Below are 26,766 nucleotides of genomic sequence, written 5' to 3'. Positions count from 1 at the left end.
AGTTCCAGTACGAAAGTGCTGGAACTTTTTTATGTTATAGGTTTTTTACATAGGTGCATCTCCTTTTATGGATCACAGGCTCAAAGTGCTTCCACAGGTTGTGGATGGCCGTATTGTCGGTCAGTTCTGGCGTTCTGTAGCAGGTTTGGATTCCCTTTTCTGTAAAAGTCTTGTAATATTCGTTGAAGATGATAGCTGTTACGCCCTTGTTCTGGTATTCCGGATCAACGCCGATCAAGTAGAAAATCATATCCTTGCTGTTCTTCCTGGCTTTCAGCAGATGCAAGAACCCGAAAGGGAATAGCTTTCCTTTGGCTTTCTGCAGCGCTTCAGAAAAGGAAGGCATTACGATACTAAAAGCAACAATGTTCTGGTCTTTATCTTCGATAAACTTGATAAACTCAGGATTGATAAAGCTGATGTATTTTTTCTTGAAATATTCTTTCTGGATATCCGTTATCGCCACAAAAGAAGCCAGGTCGGCATAGCTCTTGTTGAACAGGTCAAACATTTTGTCTACATACGGCATCACATCTTTAGTAGATTTGAAATTCAGCGGCTTGAGCTGGTACCTTTTTATGATAAGATCGTTCACCTTGAGGAAAAATTCAGGCTTTACGTTGCTGAACGGAAATTTGCTTTCGACATATTCTTTTTCGACCGTCATTCCGAGCTTTTCGAAATGTTCTTTGTAGTACGGGAAATTATACCACGTAATCATGGTACTGATCTGGTCGAAGCCTTCTGTAAGCACGCCTACTTTGTCGAGATTGGAAAAGCCTACCGGACCTTCAACATATTCAAGCTGGTTTTCTTTTCCGAATTCATGTACTTTTTCTAAAAGCGCTTTGGTGACTTCGATATCGTCGATCACATCAAACCAGCCGAAACGTACTTTTTTCTTGCCTTGGTCTTTGACTTCGTTCCAGTTGATGATGGCGGCGATTCTTCCAACAATAGTATTGTCTTTGTAAGCCAGATAGAATTTGGCGTCGGCGCTGGCAAAAGCAGGATTTTTAGTCTTATCGAAGGTTTCTAATTCTTCGCTTATGATGGGCGGAACCCAATATTTGTTGTCTTTGTATAGTGAAAATGGAAATTTTACGTAGTCCAAAAGCAGGGCTTTGGTATTCGCTTCTTTAATTGTTATCATTGCTTGTTATTCTTTTTCTCCTCCGACTTCGTCAATTCGTTTTTTCTCTTCTTCTTTTTTCTTGTCCTTCTTTTTATCTTTTTTGTCGCTCTTGTCTGGGCCTTGAATCATGATGTCTTTGTAGAAGCCATCGAATCTCCAAGAAACACCAACTCCTCCGTAGAAAATAGAAGGCGTATCCTTGATGTTTTTGCTGATAGAGGCATCGACCTGCAAGTTAGGCTGCAAAAGATAAGCCGCACCTACACGCCCGATGGCATCAGAATAATAATCACTTTGGTAGCCTTGGAGTTCTAAAAACCCTGACCATTTTTCGTTAAATCCTCGGGTCATGGTCGCGATAATCCCGTAGCTTGGATAATCGGTAGTAATCCTGTCGGCAATAATATTCATGACGAACACATAGCGGCTTCCGAAATGGTTTTGCGTAATAACCATCAGCTTAGGGCTGATCTTCGGGTCGGTCGGAAAAGTATACGGATTGTTGGAGAAATTGATATTAGCTCCGGCATATACGCCCACGGCAGGAATAAATTGTCTCCATTTGAATCGGTGGTTGGCTTTCCAGCTATAGATGTTTACTTTTTCTTCGTAATTTTTAAAAGGATCATAGATGAGGTATTTGGCACCAAGCGTCAGTTTTTTGACTGCGTTTCTGTTTTCTGATCCTAAAACGGTATTGTACTGGTCAGCCTGATATTGCAGGTTCATGATGAATTCCAGCTGCTCTAGGAAAGCGCCATAACGGAGTGCCAGATCAAGGCCGAATCCTTTGGCATCGTAGTTTAAAAGGTCATGGTCTTCTGCCAAAGCATAAATTCCAGCTTCAGCTTGAAATACGGTCTTTCCGACTGAAAATCCAGACATGGATTCTCCAGGTCGGTTGGAGTTGATATCGTCAGTAAATTGGGCATAAATCGCAGAAGAACAGAAGGCGAAGAACAGTAAGGAAGCAAATCTTAATTTTGACATATTCTCTGTGGTTTTCATTAGCAATGGTTAGTATAACCCAAAAGTACTATAATTTATTATTTATTTAAGAAGGATATTTTAAATTTAAGCGTTCTATTTGCTAATTTTACGCTTTAAAATTTTAGATTATGCAATTCGCTTCATTTAACGGAGTTTTGAAAACCTTGTTTATCCTTGTCTGTATTTATTACGGCTTCAAGCTGTTGGCTAGGATATTTTTTCCAATCATGGTACGAACTGTAGTGCAAAAAGCAGAACAGAGTTTTCAACAGCAGCAGCAAAATTACCAAAGACAGAACAGCCAAGATGATTTTGTAAACGGCAACACCAATACCAACAGAAGATCAGACAGGCCTCGTGAGACTAAAAAAGTAGGCGAGTACATCGATTACGAAGAAATAGACTAAACTTTTCTTTGAATATATTTGCGGTAAAGCGTATCTTCACGCCTTTATTTATTTGTTTTCAATTTACACCGTATGAAAATAATCAGCAAGTATTATCCTCACTTATTGGCCATTTTAGGCTTTGTTTTGGTTTCCCTAATTTATTTTTATCCTGTGATGCAGGGCAAGCAGATTTACCAGTCTGATATTGCGCAGTATACAGGTATGGCAAAAGAGCAGAACGATTTCCGAGCCAAAGAAAAAGAAGAGCCGTATTGGACAAATGCTGCTTTTGGCGGAATGCCGACTTACCAATTAGGAGCCAAATACCCGAATGATTTTGTGGGTGCGCTGGATGATGCGTTGCGTTTTCTGCCTCGTCCTGCCGATTATCTTTTCTTGTACTTTCTCGGTTTTTACGGATTGCTATTAGTGCTTAGAGTCGATCCGCTTAAGGCCTTTTTCGGGGCTCTCGCCTTCGGTTTTTCGACTTATTTGATTATCATATTAGGTGTAGGACACAATGCCAAGGCCCATGCCATCGCTTATATGCCGCTGGTTGTAGCTGGTGTGGTTTTGGTCTTTAGGCGAAAATATATCTTGGGAGGTCTGCTTACGATGGTAGCTGGCGCTTTGGAAATCAACGCGAACCACTTCCAGATGACCTATTACCTGTTGTTTTTATTGCTGATATTAGGTGTCTTTTTTCTATACAAATACATTAAGCAAAAAGATTATAAAGGATTTTTATATGCCCTTGGAGTATTTGCAGTGGCAGGAATTCTGGCTATTGGAGCGAATGCGACCAGCTTGATGGCGACTTCAGAATATGCGGATTTCAGTATGCGCGGCAAAAGCGAACTGACCTACAACCCTGATGGTTCTAAAAACAGCACGACATCATCGATGTCGTATGACTATATCACGGAATACAGCTACGGAATCTCTGAGAGTTTGAATTTATTTGCGCCACGATTGTTTGGAGGATCTAATTCTGAGCACTTGGGAAGCGAATCTAAAGTATACGAGTTTATCTCGGCACAAGGAGCCACTCCAGAAGAAGCGAAAGGCTTTACAGAAGCCTACGCCAAAACTTATTGGGGCGACCAGCCTATCGTGGCGGCTCCAGCTTATATTGGCGCTGTCGTTTTCTTTTTATGCATTTTGGCTTTGTTCCACGATAAAAGAAAAATCAAATATGCGTTTTTAGCAGGAGCTATTTTCTCGCTGTTGCTTTCTTGGGGAAAGAACTTCCCGATTATGACTGACTTTTTCATCGACTTTGTTCCGATGTACGATAAATTCAGGGCCGTTTCGTCGATTCAGGTAATCCTTGAATTGTGTATTCCGGTTCTGGCAATTATGGGACTCCAAAGTTTTTTCAAATCCGAAAAAGACGAACAGTGGAAATCTTTGAAATTAGCTGCAGGCGTAAGCTTAGGAATCATCGTATTGCTTTTTGTAGCTAAAAGTATGTTTGATTTTACAGGACCGTATGATGCCCAAATGCAGCAGATGTTCAGCCAAGCACAAGGAAGCGATGCTTTCGGCTCTGGCTTTGTGGAAGCGTTAAGAGAAGATAGAAAAAGCATGTATAATGGAGACTTGTTACGTTCTGGATTCTTGATCTTAGTAGCTGCGGGCTTGTTATGGCTGCATGTGAAAAATAAATTATCACAGACTTTTGCTGTTGTATTGGTCGGTCTTTTTATGATCGGTGATTTGTTTTTTATTGACAAAAACTATTTAGATAGCACTGGTTTTGTAAGCGCAAGAGAAGTGAACGAGCCGTTCCAGCCGACGCATTCTGATTTGCAGATTTTAAAAGATACGACCCAATACCGTGTCTATGAAATTGCAGGAAGATTGCAGGCCAGAACATCTTATTTCCACAAATCATTGTCAGGTTATAGCGCCGTAAGACCGAGAAGAATAGAGCAGCTTTTTGACTATCAGATTGGCAAAAACAACTTGAACGTGTTGAACATGCTGAATACCAAATATGTCATCCAAGTTGATGAAAAAGGGCAGGAGTATCCGATTATAAATCCTGATGCCAACGGCAATGCTTGGTTTGTAAAAGAAGTAAAATTCGTAAATACGCCAGACGAAGAGATGAAGGCTTTGGATAAATTAGATACTAAAAACCAAGCGGTCTTCAACCAGAAAGAATTTAAGAATCCGATTTCAAAAACGTATCAAAAAGACAGCACGGCAACGATCGTGCTGAACAGCTACAAGCCGAACCATTTGAAATATACTTCTAATAATGCCAATAAAGGCTTGGCCGTTTTTTCTGAAATCTATTATCCAAAAGGATGGAAAGTGACAATTGACGGCAAAGAAACTGAACATTTTAGGGTAGACTATACTTTAAGAGGATTGGAAGTGCCTGCAGGAAAACATACGATTGAGTTTAAATTCGAGCCTCAAGTAGTAAAAACAGGAAGCACGATTACGTTAATCAGCTCAATATTGATGCTATTGCTTTTAGCGGGAGGCATCTATTTCGAAAACAAAAGGAAGAAATCCGAACCTAAAAATTAAGTTATCGAGTTATAACTCATAATTCCTAATTCATAACTCATAATTTTGAAAAAAGTACTTATCATAACTTATTATTGGCCGCCCGCCGGAGGACCCGGAGTCCAGCGCTGGCTGAAGTTTGTGAAGTACCTGCCAGACTTTGGCATACAGCCTATAGTGTATGTTCCCGAAAATCCGACCTATCCGATTATCGATGAAGGATTGGTTAGCGAAGTTTCTGACAAGGCAATCATCTTGAAGAACAAGATTTTTGAGCCGTATGGCTTTGCTTCTATTTTTTCGAAGAAAAAGACCAAGAAAATCAGTTCAGGCATTATCCCAAACCAAAAGAAACAATCCCTTTTGGAAAAACTTTTGCTTTGGATTCGTGGCAATGTTTTTATTCCGGATGCAAGGGTGTTTTGGGTAAAACCATCGGTATTGTTTTTGGAAAAATACATCAAGGAAAACGAAATTGATACAATAATCACCTCGGGACCGCCACATAGCCTTCATTTGATCGGTCTGGCGCTGAAAGAAAGAACAAAAGTGCAATGGCTTGCCGATTTTCGCGATCCGTGGACAACCATAGGCTATCACTCCCAATTGAAATTATCGGCTTCGGCTTCTAGAAAACATAAGGAATTGGAATCGATTGTCTTGAATGGTGCCGATACGATTTTGGTGACCAGCAATACTACAAAAAAGGAATTTGAAGCGCTGACTTCAAAACCTATCGAAGTGATTACGAATGGTTTTGATATCGAAAAAGTAGAAAAACAGCCGCTGGATGAAAAATTCAGCCTAGCGCATATTGGTTCTTTTTTGTCCGAAAGAAACCCGAGAATCTTATGGAAATGCCTCAAAGAAATCATCAAGGAAAATCCGGACTTCAAAAAAGATTTTGAGCTAAAATTAATCGGAGCCATAAGCCAAGAAGTATTGGATGCGATATCGGAGTTCCGACTTGACCGTTACGTGAGCAATCTGGGCTATGTTTCGCACAAGACAGCAGTGGAACATCAGAGAAAGTCGCAAATGCTTTTGCTGATTGAAATCAATTCTGAAGACACCAAAAGTATCATACCCGGAAAATTATTTGAATACATGGCTTCAGAAAGGCCTATTTTGGCTATTGGTCCAGAAGGTTCTGACTTCGCCACGATCATTAAGGAAACCAATACAGGAGCATTTTTTAATTACGATGAGTTCGATGCCTTGAAATCTAATATCTTGGCCAATTATGCTCTTTTCAAAGAAGGAAAATTAAAAACCTACGCAGTAGGATTACAACAATACAGCCGCAAAAGCCTTACGGAAAAGCTCTCAAAAATAGTGCAATAAGATCAACAAAAATCTTAAATCAAAAATCTAAAATCTTCACATGGGAATCGTATTAAATCAGTCTGCCAAGAACATTGCCGTTACCTATTTTGGTTTTGGTATTGGCGCTATTAATGCACTTTTTCTGTACACCAGCTTTTTAGGCAAGACCCATTATGGAATCGTTTCGTTTTTGCTTTCGGCCGCCAATATCATGATGCCGCTGATGGCGTTTGGCGTTCATAGCACGCTGATTCGGTTTTATGCGAAATACAAAGATGAAACAGAACGTGAGCGTTTCTTGAGCTTTATGCTCTTGATGCCGCTATTGCTGATTGTTCCGATCAGCATCATTACTATTTTTGGCTACGAGAAGATTGCTTCTTGGATTGTGGAAGACAACCCTACAGTCGAGCCTTTTCTGTGGCTGATTCCTGTCGTAGGCTTGTTTATGGGCTATTTCGAGATTTTTTATGCGTGGGTAAAAGTACACATGAAGTCTGTTTTTGGAAATTTTATCAGCGAAGTCTTGGTAAGGATCCTGACGACTGTTCTTTTGTGTTCTATTTATTTAGGATGGATTGACAAGGACACGTTTATTTATTGCATTGCCGGAGCGTATGGCTTGCAGATGCTAGCGATGATTATATATGCGATGTATGTCAAGATGCCTACGTTCCATGTCAAGGTTCCTGAAAATGTAAAGGATATTTTTGGTTATTCTTTCTTTATTATATTATCGGGCAGTGTTGCGGTTTTATTGCTTGACTTTGATAAGGTAATGATTCCGGCATATGAAGAAATCAGCAAGAATGCAGTATATTCTGTTGCTATTTATATTGCGACGGTTATCGCAGTTCCGAGTCGTGCCATGCTGCAGATTATCTACCCGATCACGGCACGCCTGATGAGCGAAGAAAAGATGGAGGAATTGAACGAGCTGTATAAAAAAAGTGCCATAAGCCTGCAGGTTTTTGGCGGTTTGGTGATGCTGGGAATCTTCTTGAATATCAAACAGCTCTATCTGGTAATTCCAGGGAATTATGAAGCCGGAATTTTAAGCGTTTTTTTGATTGGTCTAGGGAAGTTTTATGATGTAATCTTGGGAAATAACAATGCTATCATTCTCAATACGAAATACTATCGTATGGTCCTCCTTTTCGGCTTGCTTTTGGTCGTAATGATGATCGGATTAAACATGCTTTTTATACCGATGTATGGCATTACAGGTTCGGCCTTGGCTACCTTTATTTCAATCTTCGTTTACAATACCATCAAGCTTTTGTTTGTGGTAAAAAAGATGGATCTCTATCCGTTTACTAGAAATACCTTAAAATCGTTCGGGATTATAATCGTATTGTTCTGTGCTTTCTATTTCTGGGATTTTCCTTTTAATCCGTATGTGAATATCATCTTGAAATCAATATTGATTACGATTGCGTATGTATATCTGAATTATGTTTTCGCTATTTCTTCGGATATTAATTTGGTATTAAAAAATGTTATGAATAGAATAGGCAAGGGCTCAAAATAATAAATCCCGCCTACTTTGCAGTACAACGGGATTTATAACAAACCTAACCAACCAATTTTAATAATCAACCAAATTATTAAACTCTTAAATATTTTATCAGTTAACCAACTAACTTTTTATATCATAGTATATTCAAGTTCCATGCCAAAGTTAAAATGTCATGCTTCTTGAAGTGATAAATTAGTGTTAAACAGCGCTATAGTTTTTCCTTGAGGTATTTCCCCGTAATCGATTTTTTATTCTGTACGATTTCTTCTGGAGTACCAGACGCAATTAGGTGTCCGCCATTTTCGCCTCCTTCAGGACCGATATCAATAATATAGTCGGCACATTTTATCAAATCGAGATTGTGCTCGATGACAATGATCGAATGCCCTTTGTCTATCAACGCATCAAATGAAGCCAAGAGCTTTTTGATATCGTGGAAATGCAATCCCGTAGTCGGTTCATCAAAAACAAACAACGCCTTGTCCTTTGTCGCTCCTTTAACTAGGAATGTCGCCAGCTTGATTCGTTGTGCTTCTCCGCCCGAAAGTGTCGAAGAAGATTGCCCCAGCTGTACATAACCTAATCCCACATCTTGCAGCGGCTGTAATTTCTGAATGATTTTTGTCTGATTCTGTTCCTTGAAAAAGGCTACGGCATCGTCTATAGTCAAAGTCAATATATCATCGATATTTTTTCCTTCGTACGTAACTTCCAGAATTTCTTTCTTGAAACGTTTTCCGTTACAGGTATCGCAGACTAATTGCACATCGGCCATAAAAACCATTTCTACATTGATCGTACCTTCGCCTTTACAGGTTTCACAACGCCCACCATCTACGTTAAAAGAAAAGTGTTTCGGCTGGTAATTTCGTATCTGCGACAGTTTTTGCTTGGCAAATAAGTCACGGATATCATCATAGGCTTTTATATATGTCACCGGATTCGAGCGCGAGCTTCTGCCGATAGGATTCTGGTCTACATATTCGATATGCTTGATAAGCTGGTAGCTTCCGGTCATTTCGGTAAACTGCCCGGCTTTTTCTCCAACGCCTTCCAACGCTTTCTGCATGGCTGGGAAAAGGATCTTTTTGACGAGCGTACTTTTTCCACTTCCCGAAACTCCTGTAATTACCGTAAGCACTTCTAGTGGAAAGCGCACGTCTATATTTTGCAGGTTGTTTTCGCGAGCCCCTTTGATGTCGATGAAGTTTTTATACTTCCTGCGGATTCTTGGCGTTTTGATTTCTTCCTGTCCGTTTAAGTATTTAGCAGTCAACGATGTCGATTGAAGTATTTCGTCAAAAGTACCTTGAGCAACTAATTCACCTCCAAAAGTTCCAGCTTCTGGACCGATGTCGATAATCATATCGGCCGCTTTCATGATGTCTTCGTCATGTTCGACTACGATAACCGTATTTCCCAAATCACGAAGCGAAAGCAATACTTTTATTAATCTTTCAGTGTCTTTTGGATGAAGTCCGATACTAGGCTCATCCAAAATATACATCGAACCGACAAGGCTGCTTCCCAAAGAAGTGGCCAGATTGATTCGTTGTGATTCACCGCCTGATAATGTGGCAGAATTTCGGTTTAAGGTAAGATAATCCAAGCCAACTTCTGTCAAAAAGGCCAATCGGTTATTGATTTCTAAAAGCAATCGTTTGGCTACTTTTAGGTCGTATTCGGATAATTCCAGTTCCTTGAAAAAGACAACCAGTCTTTTGATTGGCAAATCGACCAAGTCGGAAATTGTCTTTCCGCCAATCTTGATGTAATTCGCTTCCTCGCGAAGACGTTTTCCTCGACAATCCGGACATTTGGTCTTGCCACGGTAGCGGGATAACATGACGCGGTTTTGTATCTTATAATTTTTTACTTCGAGTTCTTTGAAGAATTCATTCAATCCCACAAAATCTTTATTGCCTTTCCAAACCAACGCCTTCTGTTCTTCTGTAAGCTGGTAGTAGGGCTTGTGTATCGGAAAATCAAACTTATAGCCGTTCTTGACCAGTTCGTCTCGGTACCAGCTCATGCTTTCGCCGCGCCATGGATAAATAGCGTTTTCGAAGATAGACAAGGCTGTATTTGGAATAACTAGCTCTTCGTCAATCCCGATTATATTTCCGTAGCCTTGGCATGTAGGACAAGCACCATAGGGATTGTTGAAGCTAAAAAGGTGTACGTTTGGTTCGAAAAATTGAATGCCGTCTAGTGCAAAATTATTGCTGTAGGTAAAACGTTTTTCAGTATTCAGCTCTTGCAGATAGCAGATGCCTTTCCCTTCGTAAAAAGCGGTCTGTACGGCATCGGCAAGACGATTGTAGAATTCTTCTTCGTCTTTGACGACAATCCTGTCGATAATCAAAAGAATATCTTTGTTATCTAAAGTATGGCCGTCGATTTCATCGAGACGCACCATTTCGTTATTGATAAGGATACGGGCGAAACCTTGCTGCAAAAGCACTTTCAGCTTGTCTTCGAGCGCACGTCCTTCTTCAAGATGGATAGGAGCGAGGAGTAGCCATTTGCTTTCTAATTCAAACGATTTTACGTCATTGATGACATCTGTAATAGTATCTTTCTTGACTTCTTGTCCGGATATAGGAGAAAAGGTTTTTCCGATTCTGGCAAAAAGAAGCTTCAGGTAATCGTATATTTCAGTAGAAGTACCTACAGTCGAACGCGCATTTGTGGTATTGACCTTCTGTTCGATAGCAATCGCAGGAGCAATTCCTTTGATATAATCTACTTTGGGTTTGTCTAAACGTCCAAGGAATTGCCTTGCATACGACGACAAGCTTTCGACATATCTTCGTTGTCCTTCGGCGTACAAGGTATCAAAAGCGAGACTCGATTTTCCAGAGCCTGAAAGCCCCGTAATTACTACGAGTTTGTTTCTAGGAATGACGACATCTAAATTCTTAAGATTGTGAATTTGAGCGCCTTTGATGATAATATTTGTCTTTGGTTCTATTTTTGTGATATCAGTAATCATAGCAAATTTTGAGAGATGCAAAGATAATTAATTTAAGGAAGCTGTTGATGGTTTAAAATTGAGAAATATGTGTGTATTTCAATGTTAAAGGAGTGATAATTGTGTCGAAAATTGCTATGTTTTAGTGGATAATCATTGTTAAAATTTATTTTATTGTACGATTTATGTTAAAAATCAATATTTTGTTTTGTACTATAAAAAAAATAATACTACATTTGGTTCATAATTAATCTTAATTTAACACTTGCCTATTACAAAAAATTACTTTTTAGAAATTCTATTTTTCGTTTACAACCAAAAACTAAAAGGTAATACTATGGCAAATGTTCAAACCCCAGACGCTTTGTTGGTAAAGAGATATGTAGCAGGTGAAGAAATCGCCCTTGCTTCACTTATCGAAAGACACCAGTCAAAAATCTATGGATTTATCTATTCCAAGGTTTCTGACAGAGATATTACTGATGATATTTTTCAAGATACATTCATTAAAGTAATCCGCACCTTAAAATCAGGATCTTATAATGAAGAAGGAAAATTTCTTCCATGGGTAATGAGGATTGCTCATAATCTTATCGTAGATCATTTCAGAAGAAATAAAAAAATGCCAATGTTTAGAGAGACGGAAGATTTTTCTATCTTTTCGATTATGTCTGACAGTTGCCCGAATATCGAGAGCAAAATGATTACGGCACAAGTAGAAAATGATTTGAGAAAACTAATCGAAGAACTTCCAGACGATCAGAAAGAAGTACTGTTGATGAGAATCTATCAAGACCTTAGTTTTAAAGAAATCTCAGAGTTGACGGGCGTTAGCATCAATACGGCATTAGGAAGGATGCGTTATGCTCTGATGAACTTGAGAAAAGTTATCGACAAGCATCAAATTATCTTGACCAATTAACAATATTCGTATAATTGTTGCGTTGTAGTAGAAAGAACCTATAAAATAAATATATGGCAAAAATCTACTCTAAAAAATCATTAGCAACACAACCAATGCAGCCTAAGAAAGAAACAATATCGTTTTTATTAAATTACTCTAAAGCCTTGAGCTATATTAAAGTAAAAGGGCTAAAATTTGAGTCAATTGCTAACTGAGAAAATATCCCGATAATTTTTTATCGGGATATTTTTTTTTTACTTTTTGGTCAGCTCGGTCAATACTTTTTTACTTCCGATAGTACGGGTGATGATATCTTTTTCGAGATTCCAGCCTCTTGCTGGCGAATATTCTCTTCCGTACCAGATAATCTGAAGATGCAGGTCGTTCCATAATTCTTTAGGAAAAATCGCTTTGGCGTCTTTTTCGGTTTCTACTACATTTTTTCCGCTTGACAATCCCCAGCGATACATCAATCTATGGATATGCGTGTCTACCGGAAAAGCAGGAACTCCGAAAGCTTGCGACATGACTACGCTTGCGGTCTTATGGCCTACAGCCGGAAGCGATTCCAACGCTTCAAAGCTTTGCGGAACTTCGCCGTTGTATTTATCAATGAGGATGTGTGATAGTCCGTAAATTCCTTTCGATTTCATAGGCGATAGGCCGCAGGGACGTATGATATCTTGGATTTCTTCGACTGACATTTTTATCATATCGTAAGGGTTGTCGGCCTTTGCAAATAGGATAGGCGTGATTTGATTGACTCTTACATCTGTACATTGGGCAGAAAGCAGCACAGCTATCAGTAACGTATAAGCATCTTTATGGTCTAAAGGAACAGGGACGGTTGGATATAGTTGTTTTAACGTATTAATAACAAATGTTGCACGCTCTTTTTTGGTCATTTTTAGCTATTTTTATACTTGTAAAATTAGGATAAATATTTAGTTTTTCCTTGACTGATTCTCTAAAAACCCAATACCAAAAATATGACAACATTAAAAGCAGGCGACAAGGCACCGGATTTTTCTGGCTTTGATCAAGACGGAAAATTCCGCCAATTAGAAGATTATAAAGGAAAGAAATTGGTAGTTTTCTTTTATCCAAAAGCCAATACGCCGGGCTGTACTGCCGAAGCTTGTGATTTGCGCGACAATTTCGAGCGTTTTAAAGCCAATAATTATGAACTTCTTGGCGTCAGTGCCGATTCGCAAAAAGCACAAGGAAAATTCAAGGATAAGTTTAAGTTTCCGTTCCCGTTGCTAGCAGACGAAGATAAAGAAGTCATCCAGGCATTTGGAGTCTGGGGACCGAAGAAATTTATGGGAAGGACGTATGACGGTATCCACAGGACTACTTTTGTGATTAATGAAGAAGGCATTATAGAAGAAGTGATTTCGGATGTGAAAACCAAGGCGCATGCCAATCAGATCTTAAAGTAATTTATACGAATTCATAAAAAAAGCAGTATTCAATTTTATCTGAATACTGCTTTTTTATTTTTATCTGCTGAATCTTAATTCGTGCTTTCTTCCATGAGTTTCTTCGGGTCGTATCCGAAAAGATTGTCTCTTTTGATCAATTCGGCAATACCTTGCGGCAGCATGCTTTCCCAACCTGGTTTTCCTTTGCTGATCATTTTTAGTACTTCTCGAGAGAAAATTTCTAAGTCATGTTCGTCAAAATCTGTGATATCAACCACTTTTCCGTTGAATTTGAAGAATTTGTACAATTCCTTCATACGCGGATGAACTTTGAGATTTTCTGAGTTGATTACTACTCCGTCTTCATCTTTCATCGGATATAAGAAAACTTTTAAATCACGGTAGAATAATTTACCGAAAGCTTCCAAAATACCTCCGCTCAAGTGACGGTAATATTTCTCATCAAAAACGTCTACCAAGTTGTTGACACCCATGGCGAGTCCCATTCTCGCTTTGGTATAGTTAGAGAAATATTCAACAACTTTATAATATTCTTGGAAGTTGGAAATCATTACGGTCTGTCCTAACGAACAAAGTAACTCTGCTCTGTCCATGAAATCTCTTTCGTCAATTTCTCCATCGGAACGAAGATTGGAAAGCGTAATTTCAAAAACAACCAGCGTATTTTCCTTTTCTACTTTATTTTCTTCAAGAAACATTTTTAGCGACTTCTCATACATGTCCATGTTTACTCGCGTAACAGGTCGGAAGCTTCCTCTTAATGCCAAGATGTTTTTCTTGTACAATATCGCAGCCGGCAAAACGTTTTTTCCTTCCGGATCGAACATCACGGCATCTGTCATTCCATTTTTGACCAATTGAAGGCTCATCAAACGGTTGTCTACATCAGCAAAACGAGGTCCTGAAAAGTTTATCGTATCGATTTCCAATTGGTCTTTGTCCAAATGGTCATACAAATAACGCAACAGTTTTTTCGGGTCGTTGTATTTATAAAAAGCGCCATAAATCAAATTAACACCAAGAATACCAAGTGTTTCTTGCTGTAATCGTGCGTCAGTTTCTTTAAAGCGGATGTGCAGTACAATTTCGTTGTAATCTTCGTCTGGCTCGATCTGGTATTTGATTCCAACCCAGCCGTGGCCTTTGAATTGTTTCGCGAAGTCGATAGTGGCTACTGTATTCGCGTAGCTAAAAAACATCTTGCTCGGATGCTTGTCTCTTTTCAAACGCTGCTCTACAAGCTTGACTTCGTGCGAAAGCATTTTTTTAAGCCTAGCTTCAGTAACATATCTTCCGTCGGTTTCAGCGCCATAAATAGCGTCGCTAAAATCTTTATCATAAGCAGACATAGCTTTTGCTATAGTTCCAGAAGAACCGCCAGTTCTGAAGAAATGTCTTACGGTTTCTTGTCCGGCACCAATCTCTGCAAAAGTGCCATAAATATTTTCGTTCAAGTTAATACGGAGGGCTTTATCCTTTATAGAAGGAATTTGCTCGATGACCTTATCTCCTTTAAGTTTGATTTCGTTCTCGTCGTTTCTCATAATAGTGATAATACTTTGCAAAGTTAACAAAATAGGGCTTTTATTAAAGGGAATTAATCCTATTTTTGTAAAAAATTAACGTCAATTGAAAGTATATTTTTTAGGTACAGGAACTTCGCAAGGCATTCCAGTAATCGGAAGCAGTCACCCTGTATGTAAAAGCAATGATCCAAGAGACAAGCGCCTTCGCGTTTCGGTTTGGATTTCTTGGGAAAATCACTCTTTTGTCATTGATTGCGGCCCTGATTTTAGGCAGCAGATGCTGGTTTCCGAATGTCCAAAAATAGACGGAATCTTGTTCACGCATGAACATTCAGACCATACCGCTGGACTGGATGATATTAGGCCGTTCAACTTCAGGCAAGGCAATATTCCTATCTATCTCCACAAGCGCGTTTTAGAGTCTTTAAAGAGAAGGTTTGATTATGTCTTTGAAACGGTCGATAAGTATCCCGGAGCTCCTTCTGTAGAACCGATAGAAGTTGTCAATGGGCAAAATTTTTCTATCGGAGATAAAATAGCAATTCCGATTAATGTCATGCATGGCGGACTTCAGGTTTTTGGCTATAGGATTGACAATTTTGCTTATCTGACGGATGTCAAGACTATTGAGCAATCTGAAATTGAAAAGCTAAAAGGATTGAAAGTATTGGTCGTAAATGCCTTGAGAGAAGAACCGCACCATTCGCATTTTAATCTTGAGGAAGCGTTAGACTTTATCAAAATACTACAGCCTGAAAAGGCCTATCTGACTCACATCAGCCACCGAATGGGATTCCATGAGGAAGTACAAAAACAGCTTCCTGAGAATGTGTTTTTGGCGTATGACAACCTGCAAATAACTATTTAAATTGAAATAAACTATGAAAAAACCACTGCTTTATCTTTTCATATTATCCGTCTTGTTGAATATTTTCACGTACATGTATTTTACTAAAAAGACAAAATTTGAAGAAGATAGGATTGCTAATTTCCAAAAAGAATCCAAAGCAAAAAAAGATTCTATAGCAGCACTGAACAATCAGGTCATGGATGCCAATTATTTTTCGTTGGAATATAACGACAATGCGATAGAATATTTTGAAAACTTTGATGTGAATCAGCTGGCGGCAGAAATTCGTGATGAAATCAGCTCTTTGAATGAAAAGCCAGAAGGCAATCCGCTTACAAAATATGATAAGATTAATGATAACAAAGCAATCATTAACAAAATAAAAATCTTGAACAACCGCTGGATTATAGCCGATTTTAACATTGGCGGCGCTTGGGGTGAAGTCATGATCAAATATTTTAAAGAAGAGGGCAAGCCGACAGAATATGAAACGATGGATACTTTTATTTATCCGAAGACTCTTAAATAAAAGTTTTTTTATAATTTTATAGACTGTCAAGCCTAAACCCTCAATCGATTATGAAAAAAATATTTTTGCTGGCTCTTGTTGTCATTTCTGCTTATTCTTGCAAGGATTTAAGCAACGGCTCTGATATGACGATCCAAAAGGACAGCTTGGGAACTGTGGTCGGAAATGATAAGGATGATAAAGGCTGTGTTGCTTCGGCAGGCTATACTTGGTCTGAGCTGAAAAAGAATTGCATCCGTCCGTTTGAAGTCGGTATCCGCCTGAATCCTGCTACAGAAATAAAGCAAGGCGATGCTGTTTATAGTGCTTTTGCTGTCTTGGAAGAGAATGGCGACCGAGCCGAACTTTTTATACCTAACGAAAAATTGCCTTTGATGCTCGTGAGAGAATCAGAAGGAAAACCTTATGTGAAGGATGACTGGAAACTACAGACTACCAAAGGGTATAAACTTATGAAAGGCGATTCGCTATTGTATGCCGGCGCGCTGATTAATGAAGAAGTTATCACGGGAAGCGACAGAATAGACGACTAAGATTTAAATAATGATAAAAAAAGGATTCCATATTGGAATCCTTTTTTTATTTATGGTTTTCGAGCCAATTTTTGAAATCATAAAAATTTTGTGGAGAAACTCCGTGGCCGATAGGATATTCTTTATAAGTCACATCAATCCCTAAGTTTTTTAGCGCATCGGGAGCTTTTCTGGCCCATTCTACAGGAATGACCTGATCTACGGTTCCGTGGGAAGCAAACATTTTTAAATGGTTGAAATCCTTTTTTTCGTAACCAGAAACCAGCAAGTCTGGATTTAGGTAACCGCTTAACGCTACAACGTTTTTGATTTTTTCAGGATAGCTCAGCGCAACGGCATAACTCAAGATTGTTCCTTGACTGAAGCCAATTAAAGTAACGTCTTGAAAGTCAATAGGCAGGTCCGAAACCAATTCATTGATAAGTCTTGCTATCAAATCCCTTGATTCTCTTGCTTGGTCGTTGTCTGAAAATTTGTTCTCGTCGGCATCAAAATTTATAGCATACCAAGCATGGCCGTATGGCTGTAAATTATATGGTGCTCTTGCCGAAACTACATAATATTCATCTGGTAGTTCTGGTGCAAAGGAAAATAAATCTTCTTCATTGCTTCCGTAGCCGTGAAGCAACAACAATAAAGGATTTTTTTCTTTTTTTATTCTGGGCTCTCGAATGAGGTATTCTATGTTTGATTTCATTATTCTAAGTAAGATTTTTGAATGCTTTTTGGAAAAAGCTTCCTAGAAGAGGAATCATATTCATCTGTCCTTGCAGCGCGCTCACAAAGCTATAAGCCCAAAGTATAAAAATAAAAAGATACAATGCCGAGGAAATCATCCAGCTGTCAAACAATCCTACGGGATAGCCTAACGCAAAAAATAAAAGAAATATTCCTAAGGTCTGGCGAATGTAAAAGCCTGCAAAAGCATTTTTCTTGTCGCCGTTAAGTACTGCCGCTATAATCGTTCCTAAAATTGTAAGATGGGCGATGATTGCCGTATTTTTTCCTTCTTCAACTGTATTTTTCATAATCTAGTCGTTTAGAACTAATTTTTGGTTGTTGTATATTCCATAGGCTTTTCCTTTCATTGATTGTCCTAGGAAAGCTGAGTTTTTTGATTTTGACAAAATATTTTCTTTGCCAAATGTCCATTTTTCTTCTGGATTGAAAAGCGTGATATTGGCTTTATTACCTTCTTTAATTTCAGGATTCTCAATATTGAAGATTGCTTTTCCGGCTACCAATTTCTCAATGATACTATCTACAGGCAAAACGGTTGCTAAAGCTCCGAAAGTGCTTTCCAATCCGATGGTTCCGTTTTTAGCCATATCAAATTCCATTTTTTTATGCTCGATGTCTATCGGATTGTGATCCGAAGTAATCATATCGATAATGCCATCTTTTACTGCTTTAACCAATGCTTTTCTATCCGATTCGCTTCTTAAAGGCGGCGTTACTTTATATCTTGTATCGAAACCTTCTAGCTTTTCGTCCGTCAAGACCAAATTGTGAACCGCTACGCTGCACGTCACATTCAAGCCTTTAGCTTTTGCTTCTTTGATTAATTGTGCCGACTTTGCTGTCGAAATGGTAGGAATGTGCAATTTTCCTCCAGTATATTCTAAGATAAACAAATTTCTTGAAATCTGCAATTCTTCCGCCAAGGAAGGTATTCCTTTTAAACCTAATCGGGTGCTGACAATTCCTTCATTTGCTACGCCAGCTCCTTTGATATTGGAATCTTGAGAATAGGTAATAACCAATCCATCAAAATCTTGTACATATTGCAGCGCAATTTTTAGCAAGTTGGCGTTCGACAAGCTTTTGTTGTAATCTCCAAAAGCAACAGCGCCGGAATTTTTCATGTCGAATAATTCGGCAAGATCACTGCCTTCGCTATTTTTGGTCAAAGCTCCGATAGGGAATAAGTCCGTAGCAAAGCCTTCCGATTTTCTTTTTACAAAACTGATGCTGGATTGATTGTCTAGAATCGGAAAGCTATTCGGCTGCATCGCAATAGCAGTAAAGCCACTTTTTCCAGCAGTATCTAATCCGTTAGAAATTGTCTCTCGGTCTTCAAAACCAGGTTCGCCCAAGCTGACGCTAGAATCAAACCAGCCTTGAGATACGTGCAGATTTTCGAGAGATACTTCTTGTAGCTTGTCGGGGTTCTGCAATTTTTTTCCAATCTTGGTTATGACGCCACCCTCAATTTTTAAATCAGCAATTTCATTATGGTACGGGCTTTTAAGGTCGATAATTTTAGCTTGTCGGATGATTATGTTCATTTTACAAATTTTTGTATCAATATTTCAGTGACTAGAAACAGCAGGGTCAAAAACACAAACCATTTCCAAATTTCGTTGTCGGTTCGTTCCGTCTGTAAAGTATCAAAAACGTTGTCGATGCTTTCAATAACGTTATAATCGGATAATAAGGATTCGTTAGAAGCGCTCAAGTCGCTTTCGGTCCTGCCGTAGTTAAAGCTGATTTTCTTTAGCAGATTGTCTTGCTTGTATATTCCAAAATTTCCTGCTTCTTGAGGGAAATCGTTAAAAGTCAATTTTACTTTGTTATTCAGTATCTGCTGCATCGGAATAAACTTTTCATTGGCTTCTTCGGAAAGACTTCTGATTTCGACGATTTCGTCTTTTGACAAGGAAGCATCCATCAAAAACGGGCTGTTCTCACCGATTGTCAATGCGTTTATTCCGGTTTTCTGGCTGCTGAGTGCCATGTTGTAAAATGTCGGCACAATCAGCGGAGAGTTTTGGAAATTAGAATTATCCTTGTTTATAGGAGAAGAAAATACATAGACCGAACTGACTGGATTTTGTACAGCCGTAAGGAAAGCGCTTTGGTCGTCAAAGCTCAATATGGATGGATAGGCACTTGAAATTCCATACGAACTAGCGCTATTCGGATATTGGAAGTTGTCGATTTTTTTCTCAAATACCGTGCTGTATAGCGGATGATTGAAAGCAATTTTTGTGACTAATTTTTCTTTGTTTTCTAAAGATTTGAACTGGATTCCCCCAAAATTACCCATTAGGCTGTTCAGATTTGAAATACTGCTTTCTGCTGATGGAATTACAATTAGATTGCCTCCCTTTTCTACAAAAGATTTTAAAGTGGTCTGTAAAGCCTGTGGTATTTCTGGTAGTTCGTTTAAGACAATAGCATCTTGCTTTTCCAGAATATTATAGTCCAGCGATTTTAAGTCGAAATTATTAAATACGAACTCGCTGTCGGAATATATCTTTTTCAAGAAGTTGCTTTTTTCGGGCTGTCCGATGCTGACGACATTCAGTTTTTGCGGTTTCGAAATGCTGAAAAACAATTGATTGTCATAGTGCAAGGCATTGTCTTCGATTAAGGCATAGCCGTTAAAATCTTCTTTTGGAATCGTAAAATTGATGGATTTTTCTTTGCCTTCAAAATTTACGATGGTCTTGGCAATAAGCTTTTTATCATTGTATAAAGCAATTGGAATGTCGTTTTTATTATCGCCATACGAAGAAAGTTTTACGCCTATATCATAAAAATTGTCTGATGTCTGGTGGATAAATACGCTGTCGATAGAAATATTGTTTTTCTGTTCGGCCTTTGGAATGATAAAATACGTATTGAATGTAGAATCAATACTTTTCAGCTGTTTTGGCTGTAAACCGACAGCATCTGTAATCACGACGATGTCTTTGTTGTAAGGTGATTTTCTAGATTTTATCTTCGCCATCAGGTTGTCTAAAGCAAAAGGCGAAGCGCTATATTTTAGATTTTGCAATTCTCTTTGGATGGACTTTATATCCGTATTCCAGAAAATTTCTGAATTTGTGACCAGTGAAAATGTCTGGTTTTCCGGAGCATTTTCTAATAATTCCTGTACAGCCCTTTTCATCAGTTCGCCTTGTTTTCCTTTAGCTTGCATCGAAAACGAGTTGTCCAGAATGATAAACATTTCGTTTGTGATTCCTTTGCTGTCTTTTGCTTGGAAAAATGGTTGTGCAAAAGCAATAATCAAGCAGGCCAAAAGGAACAATCGCGTGAGCAGCAAAAGCCATTTCTTTAGTTTTGAGCTTTTTCGAGTCTGTATGGCAAGCTCTTTTAAGAAATGTACGTTGGTGAAATATTCTTTCTTGAAGCGTCGCAATTGAAACAAATGGACCAGAATTGGAATGACCAATAAGAAAAGGAAGTAAAGAATTTCAGGGTGTTTGAACTGCATTCATTGAAAGTTTGTCAAAAATACAAATTAGTTGGCAGTTGTCATTGCTAGTTTTGTGATTTTTTTGAACTATTAAATTAACAGTTCTTGAAGATGCTTTTGAGACTCGAAGCCTTATTTTTGCGGTAAACAATTATTGAAAATGAAAAAAATCGGGTTTCTACTTTCTGCCTTTTTCTTAGTACTAACGGCCAACGCTCAGGATAAAATCTATAGTTTGGTTGTGGGTACGTATACTAATCCCTGCGAGAGCAACGGAATTTATGTCTATGATTTTAGTACCGATACGGGTGATTTTTCTTTGAAAAGTACTTCCGATAAAATAATAAATCCAAGCTATCTGACTATTTCTGGCGATACAAAATTTTTGTATAGCGTAAATGAAAATGGAGCCGACAGCCAAGTGAGTGCTTTTGGATTTAATTCCAAAAACGGGAAATTAAATTTCTTGAATTCCCAAGATTCCCATGGAGCCGATCCTTGTTATATTATCAATGACGAAAAAAATGTCATTGTAGCTAATTATTCAGGTGGAAGTATTTCTGTCTTTGGGAAAAATGCTGATGGTAGCTTGAATAAAGCGAAACAAGTCATACAGCATGAAGGAAAAGGAATCAATGCCCAGCGTCAGGAAAGCGCCCACGTGCACATGGTTTATTTTTCGCCAGACAAGAAATACGTTTTTGCAAATGATTTGGGAACAGATCAGATTTCTGTCTACAAATACGATAAAAATGCTCCTGAAAAAGTTTTAGAATTAAAAGAAAGAATTGCCGTAAAATTAGGCAGCGGACCACGTCATTTGACATTTAGTAAAGATGGAAAATTTGCCTATCTGCTTCAGGAATTGGACGGAACACTGACTGTCTTTAAATATAAGAATGGTTCGCTAAAGCAGCTTCAAGAAACGACTATCGTTGCTAAAGATTTTAAAGGCGAAAATAGTGCCGCAGATATCCATATTTCGCCTAATGGTAAGTTTTTATATGCTACAAATAGGGGAGATGCCAACACAATCAATGCCTTTGTCATCAATAAAAAAGGGACTTTAGATTTGGTGAATCAGGTAAGCACAAAGGGCAAAGGGCCGAGGAATTTTGTGATTGATCCAACGGGTAAATTTTTGTTGGTAGGGCATCAGTACACGAATGAAATCGTAATTTTTAAGATTGATGAAACGACAGGAAAACTCTCTGATACAGGCAAACGAATCGAATTGTGTGCTCCGGTCTGTTTGGTTTTTACGAAAGCTTAAGGAAAATTTATTTGTCCTTATCTTTTCGTTTTTTATCACGTGATCTTTCCACGCCACGATTTCTAGACTTCGTTTTTCTAGGTTTTGTTTTTCCAGGACCTCCAAGATTGACTTTTTTGTTCTTGTCTGATTTTTCATGAAAAGCGCTACCGCCTTCTTTCTTGACTTTTTTCATCAGAAGCTTTACAGGCTGTCTTACTTTTTCCGATTCGATCAAGACTGTCGAAATTTCGACTCCTTCAGGAATTGGTTCCGTATCCACTTCTTTATTCATCAGCACTTCGCTTTCGATAAAGAATTCTTCTTCTTTCGGACCGACAAAACTGATGGCGATTCCGTCTTTGTCAGCACGTCCCGTCCTTCCGATTCTGTGGATGTACTGCTCTGGAACTTCCGAAACATCAAAATTCAGTACATGGGTAATGTCCGAAATATCCAAACCTCGCGCCATGACGTCTGTGGTGATGATTCCTCGAAGTGCTCCTTGCTGGAAGTTTTCCATCGTTGTCAGACGATAGTTTTGAGATTTATTAGAATGGATTACGCCAAATTGGTCACCGAAATCGTCTGTGATTCGGTCATAAACCATGTCTACAAATTTCTTGTTATTGACGAATATCAAGATTCTCGACATACTTTCATCATTTGACAAAAGGTATTTCAGAAGATTGATTTTTGTATTAAAATTCGGAACAGCATATTTAATCTGCTTGATTTTTTCCAACGGCGTTCCCGATGGAACCAACGAAACCTCTTCTGGAAAATCAAAATAATCTTCGAGAACAGCATCGACTTCATCTGTCATCGTAGCTGAAAATAGAATGTTTTGACGCTTTGGCTTCATCATAGCCAAGATAGAAGTCAGTTGAACGCGGAAACCAAGATTCAGCATTTCATCAAACTCGTCAATGACTAACTTTTGTGTTTCGTCAAAACGGATAACATTGTCCAAAGCCAAATCCATCACACGGCCAGGCGTACCAACCAAAATGTCAATTCCTTGATAAACAGACGTTTTTTGAGTGTTGATGTTTACACCACCGTAAATACCTAATGTTCTGACTGACATGTATTTTGTCAGTTTTTCGACTTCTTCCACAACTTGCACGACCAATTCTCTTGTTGGGACAAGAATTACGATTTTTGGCGTGTGTGTAGGAGTGAATTTGTATAGTTTTAATAAAGGCAAAAGATACGCAAAAGTCTTACCTGTACCAGTTTGTGCAATTCCCATCATATCACGGCCTGATGCAATCACAGAAAAAGATTTTTCCTGAATTGGAGTAGGCGATGTGAATCCTAAGTCATCAATTGCTTTTTGTAAGGATTTAGGAAGGTTGAATTGCTCAAAAGTGGACATAATGTGTAAATTTTGTGCAAAGGTACGTTAAAATTTGGACTTCGTTGGATTGTTTGATTTTTAGGGCATTAGATGATGAGCTAAAATCCTTCGAAAACGCCCAAGCCAAACAATGCAAAATCATATTTTACAGGATCTTTAGGGTCTAGTTTTCGCAACTGCTGGTCTAATTCAGCTAGCGCCTTTGCATCGTTTTGTTTTCGAGTTAAGAGTCCTAATTTTCGCGCCACATTTCCAGAATGTACATCTAACGGACAAGATAATGTTGAAGGTGAAATGCTTTTCCAAATACCAAAGTCAACTCCTTTTTTGTCTTGGCGTACCATCCATCTCAGAAACATGTTGATTCTTTTGGCCGCAGAATTATTTAGCGGATCGGAAATATGTTTTTGGGTTCTTTGCTGATGTTCAATTTCAAAGAAGATTTTTTTGAATTCGTGTATGCTTTTCTGCATGGTATCAGCTTCTTGATTTTTCAAAAAGACAGCTTCCAGTCCGTTGTGGTTTTTATAGATATGCTGCAAAGCCTTGATAAAACTGATAAAATCTTGGCCATTAAAAGTTCTATGTACAAAATTTTCTAACCGTTCCAATTGATACTCCTGATGCGTCATGATGAAATCATAAGGAGAATTCCCCATCAAATCCATCATTTTTTTAGAGTTGTTGATAATCATCTTTCGATTTCCCCAAGCAATTATGGAACTCAAAAAACCAGCAATCTCGATATCTTCTTTTAGGGAAAATAAATGCGGAATCTGAATCGGGTCGCTTTCAATAAAATCAGGCTTGTTATATAATTCGACTTTTTCGTCGAGGAAAATCTTTAGTTCTTTCTGAGTCATTTCTTATCTTTTTGAAGTGTCTTTTGCATAAAATCCATCCTTTATAGTATCACTTCGCATTTGGGGTTTTACTTGGTGTTTTTTTTCAAAATAATCGAGTTGCTTTTTTCTTACACAGGGTAACGGACCATCTCCAGTTCCCCAGAAAAAGTCAATATTTGTTGGATTATAATAATTCAGATTCTCATTTTTTAGCAATTCAAAAGCGGTATCGTATTTTGTGTCTGTATAGGGGAAAACGAAATTTTTAAAACTAAAATTACTTGATTCTAGCGTATGTTTGTTTTTTGTTAATAAGCTAAAATTCAAAGGTATAAAAACAAGTATTGTTAGTAAGAGTGTGAAAGCTGAAAGTGAAATTAGAATTATTTGTTTTTTATTTAGTATTAAAGATAGAAGTAAAAAACTAAAAATTAGAATGAAATTCATAAAAAAACGATACTGTGGAGACGACATAAAAAGCAGTATAAATTGAAGAACCATCACAGCATAAAGAATCCAAAACTTAGCTTTATTATAAAATTTATAAATTACAATTGGAGATAGTACAATTAAGACAATGCTTATCTTATTAAAAAATCCGTGAAGTTTTGGAAGATTTAACCAATGCATGAAAATTTCAAGAAAAGACATTTCTTGAAATTTTGATTTCGATAACGAATAGCCGAAATGTTTTGTCAGATCATAATAGTATGCTGCAATTTTTTCTGGAATCTGATAGTCAAAGGCCAATCCAAAATTTTTAGTTATTGGAAATAAAGGATATCCCGTGATAATTAAATTTTTAACGATAAAGAGAAATAAGATGACGAGAGCTAAACTAGTAATTTTATAGATTTTTAAATTCTTATAATTTTGAAAAAGGATAAAAATCGGAATCAAAGACAATGCGATAGATGTTGTTTTTATGTAAAGCGAGAAGAGCACTAAAATTGAAATCCAGTTGAAAGTTTCCGTACTAATCTTTCTGTAATTATCTAAAAATAAAGAACAAATTATAAAGGTGAAAACATAAATCGGAAGGTCAGGCGAAGGAGCACTTATAAATTGGAAAAGTAAAATATTTGAAAGGGGAAATAATCCAATAATCAGGTCTGTTTTATTTTTTGTTTTGAAATAATTGTCAAGTTTTTGGATTGAAAAAATATTTCCTAAAAGCAGACAAAATCCGCTCAAGTCATTGAAATTAGGATATATAAAAGAGAAATTAAAAGCACTTTGAAGCACATGCCATCCACTTGTTTGACCTAAATAAATATGCAAATTGCCTAAACCTTTTACAAAGCCATATTCGTTAATCCACTTAATTGTTTGAATATAATAGGATTCGTTATCAATTATAAAAGGGATTGAGGCACATTGTGCTACTATTAAAAGAGCAATTAAGCCTAGAAGAATTTTTAAGGTTTTGTCAAGAGGTTTTAATTCTAGAAAGAAGTTTTTATAAATAGAAATTATAGCTTTTTTGTTGCTTAAGAATAAAGCACAATTTAAAAACAAAATAGCCAAATAGAATTCGATATTTATCCTTCCGAAAATGGCCCAAAAGCTAGCCATTATAGTGGTCGAGAATAATCCAAGAATTGATAAGAAAGTAAGATTCTGAACTTTAAGCTTAAGGATTTTATCTAGGAGAAAACCTAGGTTTATGGTCGTAAATAAAATATAGACCCAACTTAAAAGTAATAAGATCATTTTGTTTTAAGGAATTAATCCATCAGACATTATCAGTTTTCTGTCAGCCATATTTGCCAATTCTTCATTGTGAGTTACAATAACGAAGGTTTGTCCGAATTCATCTCTTAGCTTAAAAAATAATTGGTGTAGGTTTTCTGCAGAAGCGGTATCGAGGTTTCCAGAAGGCTCGTCAGCAAATATTACAGCAGGCTTGTTGATTAACGAACGTGCAACAGCAACTCTTTGCTGTTCTCCTCCAGAAAGTTCTCCCGGTTTGTGGTTAATTCTATGTGATAATCCTAAATAATCTAATAGTCTTTTTGCTTCAGCCTCAGTTTCCGATTTTGATTTTCCAGCAATAAAGGCAGGAATGCATACATTTTCTAAAGCGGTAAATTCAGGTAGCAATTGATGAAACTGAAAAATAAATCCGAGCTGTAAGTTTCTAAAACGAGAAAGTGCCTTATCGTTTAGCTGCAAGATATTTTCTCCGTTTATCTGAAGCTGTGTACCATTTTCGATGCTAGGTTTGTCTAGAGTCCCAAGAATCTGCAGCAACGTAGTTTTTCCAGCTCCTGATGCCCCAACGATAGATACGATTTCGCCTTTTTCTATATGAAGATCAACGCCTTTCAGCACATGAAGCTTGTCGTAATATTTATGTAAATTCTTTGCCTGAATCATTTTTTGCAGTTTCTACAAAGAAACAAAGTTTTTGAAAAATTTCACATCTTTAGTACTATATTCTTTCGTAGATACAG

23 protein-coding genes are annotated in these 26,766 nt (G+C 37.8%); 10 read left to right on the top strand and 13 right to left on the bottom strand.

Annotated features, from left to right (window positions below; genetic code table 11):
* Positions 1-34 precede the first annotated feature (34 nt).
* Entirely contained in the window at positions 35-1,153 is a 1,119-nt protein-coding gene (locus GGR22_RS01365; RefSeq protein ID WP_121374611.1) for a GTP cyclohydrolase, read from the bottom strand.
* Between the two features lie 6 nt (positions 1,154-1,159).
* Positions 1,160-2,125, bottom strand: coding sequence for a transporter (locus GGR22_RS01360; protein WP_182492263.1), 966 nt, complete (start codon positions 2,123-2,125; stop codon positions 1,160-1,162).
* A 128-nt stretch (positions 2,126-2,253) separates the two neighbouring features.
* Here GGR22_RS01360 and GGR22_RS01355 point away from each other — a divergent pair, with 128 nt between their 5' ends.
* The 4 genes from GGR22_RS01355 (at position 2,254) to GGR22_RS01340 (ending at position 7,894) form a co-directional block, all read left to right on the top strand.
* Complete coding sequence (locus GGR22_RS01355) at positions 2,254-2,532, top strand: DUF4834 family protein (protein WP_121374610.1); 279 nt, start codon at positions 2,254-2,256, stop codon at positions 2,530-2,532.
* Between the two features lie 72 nt (positions 2,533-2,604).
* Entirely contained in the window at positions 2,605-5,058 is a 2,454-nt protein-coding gene (locus GGR22_RS01350; RefSeq protein ID WP_182492262.1) for a YfhO family protein, read from the top strand.
* Positions 5,059-5,103: 45 nt separating this feature from the next.
* A complete protein-coding gene (locus GGR22_RS01345) occupies positions 5,104-6,381 on the top strand; it encodes a glycosyltransferase family 4 protein (protein WP_220477618.1) in 1,278 nt (425 codons plus the stop codon).
* A 40-nt stretch (positions 6,382-6,421) separates the two neighbouring features.
* A complete protein-coding gene (locus GGR22_RS01340; RefSeq protein WP_182492261.1) occupies positions 6,422-7,894 on the top strand; it encodes an oligosaccharide flippase family protein in 1,473 nt (490 codons plus the stop codon).
* Between the two features lie 196 nt (positions 7,895-8,090).
* Here GGR22_RS01340 and uvrA read toward each other — a convergent pair whose 3' ends face one another.
* Positions 8,091-10,877 carry an excinuclease ABC subunit UvrA gene (gene uvrA, locus GGR22_RS01335; protein ID WP_182492260.1) on the bottom strand — a complete coding sequence of 929 codons (2,787 nt, stop codon included), beginning with the start codon at positions 10,875-10,877 and terminating at the stop codon, positions 8,091-8,093.
* 316 nt (positions 10,878-11,193) lie between these two features.
* Here uvrA and GGR22_RS01330 point away from each other — a divergent pair, with 316 nt between their 5' ends.
* Entirely contained in the window at positions 11,194-11,778 is a 585-nt protein-coding gene (locus GGR22_RS01330) for an RNA polymerase sigma factor (protein ID WP_121376189.1), read from the top strand.
* Positions 11,779-12,014: 236 nt separating this feature from the next.
* Here the strand turns inward: GGR22_RS01330 and GGR22_RS01325 are convergent, their stop codons facing one another.
* Positions 12,015-12,665 (bottom strand): endonuclease III domain-containing protein, encoded by a 651-nt coding sequence (locus GGR22_RS01325; protein ID WP_182492259.1) that lies wholly within the window; start codon positions 12,663-12,665, stop codon positions 12,015-12,017.
* Positions 12,666-12,749: 84 nt separating this feature from the next.
* Here GGR22_RS01325 and bcp point away from each other — a divergent pair, with 84 nt between their 5' ends.
* Positions 12,750-13,202, top strand: a complete 453-nt coding sequence (gene bcp, locus GGR22_RS01320) for a thioredoxin-dependent thiol peroxidase (protein WP_182492258.1) — start codon at positions 12,750-12,752, stop codon at positions 13,200-13,202.
* A 74-nt stretch (positions 13,203-13,276) separates the two neighbouring features.
* Here the strand turns inward: bcp and GGR22_RS01315 are convergent, their stop codons facing one another.
* Positions 13,277-14,749, bottom strand: coding sequence for a TonB-dependent receptor (locus GGR22_RS01315; protein ID WP_121374603.1), 1,473 nt, complete (start codon positions 14,747-14,749; stop codon positions 13,277-13,279).
* Between the two features lie 85 nt (positions 14,750-14,834).
* Between GGR22_RS01315 and GGR22_RS01310 the strand changes: the two genes are divergently transcribed.
* From GGR22_RS01310 to GGR22_RS01300, 3 genes are read left to right on the top strand one after another with little or no spacing between them, the layout of a single operon-like run.
* Positions 14,835-15,599 carry an MBL fold metallo-hydrolase gene (locus GGR22_RS01310; protein ID WP_182492257.1) on the top strand — a complete coding sequence of 255 codons (765 nt, stop codon included), beginning with the start codon at positions 14,835-14,837 and terminating at the stop codon, positions 15,597-15,599.
* A gap of 13 nt (positions 15,600-15,612) precedes the next feature.
* Entirely contained in the window at positions 15,613-16,110 is a 498-nt protein-coding gene (locus GGR22_RS01305) for a hypothetical protein (protein ID WP_220477617.1), read from the top strand.
* A gap of 50 nt (positions 16,111-16,160) precedes the next feature.
* Entirely contained in the window at positions 16,161-16,643 is a 483-nt protein-coding gene (locus tag GGR22_RS01300; protein ID WP_121374601.1) for a hypothetical protein, read from the top strand.
* A 46-nt stretch (positions 16,644-16,689) separates the two neighbouring features.
* On the opposite strand, the gene GGR22_RS01295 is transcribed toward GGR22_RS01300, so the two are convergent.
* From GGR22_RS01295 to GGR22_RS01280, 4 genes are read right to left on the bottom strand one after another with little or no spacing between them, the layout of a single operon-like run.
* Positions 16,690-17,340: an alpha/beta hydrolase gene (locus GGR22_RS01295; RefSeq protein WP_182492256.1), complete on the bottom strand. Its 651-nt coding sequence runs from the start codon at positions 17,338-17,340 to the stop codon at positions 16,690-16,692.
* 4 nt (positions 17,341-17,344) lie between these two features.
* The gene (locus tag GGR22_RS01290; protein WP_121374599.1) at positions 17,345-17,671 is read right to left on the bottom strand and encodes a hypothetical protein; all 327 of its coding nucleotides are present in this window, start codon (positions 17,669-17,671) and stop codon (positions 17,345-17,347) included.
* Between the two features lie 3 nt (positions 17,672-17,674).
* Positions 17,675-18,931: a dihydroorotase gene (locus GGR22_RS01285; RefSeq protein ID WP_182492255.1), complete on the bottom strand. Its 1,257-nt coding sequence runs from the start codon at positions 18,929-18,931 to the stop codon at positions 17,675-17,677.
* Positions 18,928-20,868 carry a vWA domain-containing protein gene (locus GGR22_RS01280; RefSeq protein ID WP_182492254.1) on the bottom strand — a complete coding sequence of 647 codons (1,941 nt, stop codon included), beginning with the start codon at positions 20,866-20,868 and terminating at the stop codon, positions 18,928-18,930. The genes GGR22_RS01285 and GGR22_RS01280 overlap by 4 nt, the downstream gene beginning before the upstream one ends.
* Before the next feature lie 142 nt (positions 20,869-21,010).
* Between GGR22_RS01280 and GGR22_RS01275 the strand changes: the two genes are divergently transcribed.
* Entirely contained in the window at positions 21,011-22,123 is a 1,113-nt protein-coding gene (locus GGR22_RS01275; RefSeq protein ID WP_182492253.1) for a lactonase family protein, read from the top strand.
* Positions 22,124-22,130: 7 nt separating this feature from the next.
* On the opposite strand, the gene GGR22_RS01270 is transcribed toward GGR22_RS01275, so the two are convergent.
* The 4 genes from GGR22_RS01270 to GGR22_RS01255 all read right to left on the bottom strand — a co-directional run bounded on the left by GGR22_RS01270 (position 22,131) and on the right by GGR22_RS01255 (position 26,689).
* On the bottom strand, positions 22,131-23,483 hold the full coding sequence (locus tag GGR22_RS01270; RefSeq protein ID WP_182492252.1) for a DEAD/DEAH box helicase: 1,353 nt from the start codon (positions 23,481-23,483) through the stop codon (positions 22,131-22,133).
* Between the two features lie 80 nt (positions 23,484-23,563).
* Entirely contained in the window at positions 23,564-24,328 is a 765-nt protein-coding gene (locus tag GGR22_RS01265; protein WP_182492251.1) for a TIGR02757 family protein, read from the bottom strand.
* Positions 24,329-24,331: 3 nt separating this feature from the next.
* The gene (locus GGR22_RS01260) at positions 24,332-26,023 is read right to left on the bottom strand and encodes an LIC_10190 family membrane protein (RefSeq protein ID WP_182492250.1); all 1,692 of its coding nucleotides are present in this window, start codon (positions 26,021-26,023) and stop codon (positions 24,332-24,334) included.
* 6 nt (positions 26,024-26,029) lie between these two features.
* Positions 26,030-26,689 (bottom strand): ABC transporter ATP-binding protein, encoded by a 660-nt coding sequence (locus tag GGR22_RS01255; RefSeq protein WP_121374592.1) that lies wholly within the window; start codon positions 26,687-26,689, stop codon positions 26,030-26,032.
* Positions 26,690-26,766: the final 77 nt, after the last annotated feature.

It is taken from the genome of Flavobacterium gossypii, from assembly GCF_014138495.1.
Lineage (GTDB): Bacteria > Bacteroidota > Bacteroidia > Flavobacteriales > Flavobacteriaceae > Flavobacterium > Flavobacterium endophyticum.
Note: the sequence above shows the minus strand (reverse complement) of the source record. Positions and strands in the feature narration are given on the sequence as shown.

What these genes read in the sequence shown, in the direction of transcription:
- GGR22_RS01365 (WP_121374611.1), bottom strand. Translation starts at nt 1,153, where the DNA reads ATGATAACAATTAAAGAAGCGAATACCAAAGCCCTGCTTTTGGACTAC.
- GGR22_RS01360 (WP_182492263.1), bottom strand. Translation starts at nt 2,125, where the DNA reads ATGTCAAAATTAAGATTTGCTTCCTTACTGTTCTTCGCCTTCTGTTCT.
- GGR22_RS01355 (WP_121374610.1), top strand. Translation starts at nt 2,254, where the DNA reads ATGCAATTCGCTTCATTTAACGGAGTTTTGAAAACCTTGTTTATCCTT.
- GGR22_RS01350 (WP_182492262.1), top strand. Translation starts at nt 2,605, where the DNA reads ATGAAAATAATCAGCAAGTATTATCCTCACTTATTGGCCATTTTAGGC.
- GGR22_RS01340 (WP_182492261.1), top strand. Translation starts at nt 6,422, where the DNA reads ATGGGAATCGTATTAAATCAGTCTGCCAAGAACATTGCCGTTACCTAT.
- uvrA (WP_182492260.1), bottom strand. Translation starts at nt 10,877, where the DNA reads ATGATTACTGATATCACAAAAATAGAACCAAAGACAAATATTATCATC.
- GGR22_RS01330 (WP_121376189.1), top strand. Translation starts at nt 11,194, where the DNA reads ATGGCAAATGTTCAAACCCCAGACGCTTTGTTGGTAAAGAGATATGTA.
- GGR22_RS01325 (WP_182492259.1), bottom strand. Translation starts at nt 12,665, where the DNA reads ATGACCAAAAAAGAGCGTGCAACATTTGTTATTAATACGTTAAAACAA.
- bcp (WP_182492258.1), top strand. Translation starts at nt 12,750, where the DNA reads ATGACAACATTAAAAGCAGGCGACAAGGCACCGGATTTTTCTGGCTTT.
- GGR22_RS01315 (WP_121374603.1), bottom strand. Translation starts at nt 14,749, where the DNA reads ATGAGAAACGACGAGAACGAAATCAAACTTAAAGGAGATAAGGTCATC.
- GGR22_RS01305 (WP_220477617.1), top strand. Translation starts at nt 15,613, where the DNA reads ATGAAAAAACCACTGCTTTATCTTTTCATATTATCCGTCTTGTTGAAT.
- GGR22_RS01300 (WP_121374601.1), top strand. Translation starts at nt 16,161, where the DNA reads ATGAAAAAAATATTTTTGCTGGCTCTTGTTGTCATTTCTGCTTATTCT.
- GGR22_RS01295 (WP_182492256.1), bottom strand. Translation starts at nt 17,340, where the DNA reads ATGAAATCAAACATAGAATACCTCATTCGAGAGCCCAGAATAAAAAAA.
- GGR22_RS01290 (WP_121374599.1), bottom strand. Translation starts at nt 17,671, where the DNA reads ATGAAAAATACAGTTGAAGAAGGAAAAAATACGGCAATCATCGCCCAT.
- GGR22_RS01285 (WP_182492255.1), bottom strand. Translation starts at nt 18,931, where the DNA reads ATGAACATAATCATCCGACAAGCTAAAATTATCGACCTTAAAAGCCCG.
- GGR22_RS01280 (WP_182492254.1), bottom strand. Translation starts at nt 20,868, where the DNA reads ATGCAGTTCAAACACCCTGAAATTCTTTACTTCCTTTTCTTATTGGTC.
- GGR22_RS01275 (WP_182492253.1), top strand. Translation starts at nt 21,011, where the DNA reads ATGAAAAAAATCGGGTTTCTACTTTCTGCCTTTTTCTTAGTACTAACG.
- GGR22_RS01270 (WP_182492252.1), bottom strand. Translation starts at nt 23,483, where the DNA reads ATGTCCACTTTTGAGCAATTCAACCTTCCTAAATCCTTACAAAAAGCA.
- GGR22_RS01265 (WP_182492251.1), bottom strand. Translation starts at nt 24,328, where the DNA reads ATGACTCAGAAAGAACTAAAGATTTTCCTCGACGAAAAAGTCGAATTA.
- GGR22_RS01260 (WP_182492250.1), bottom strand. Translation starts at nt 26,023, where the DNA reads ATGATCTTATTACTTTTAAGTTGGGTCTATATTTTATTTACGACCATA.
- GGR22_RS01255 (WP_121374592.1), bottom strand. Translation starts at nt 26,689, where the DNA reads ATGATTCAGGCAAAGAATTTACATAAATATTACGACAAGCTTCATGTG.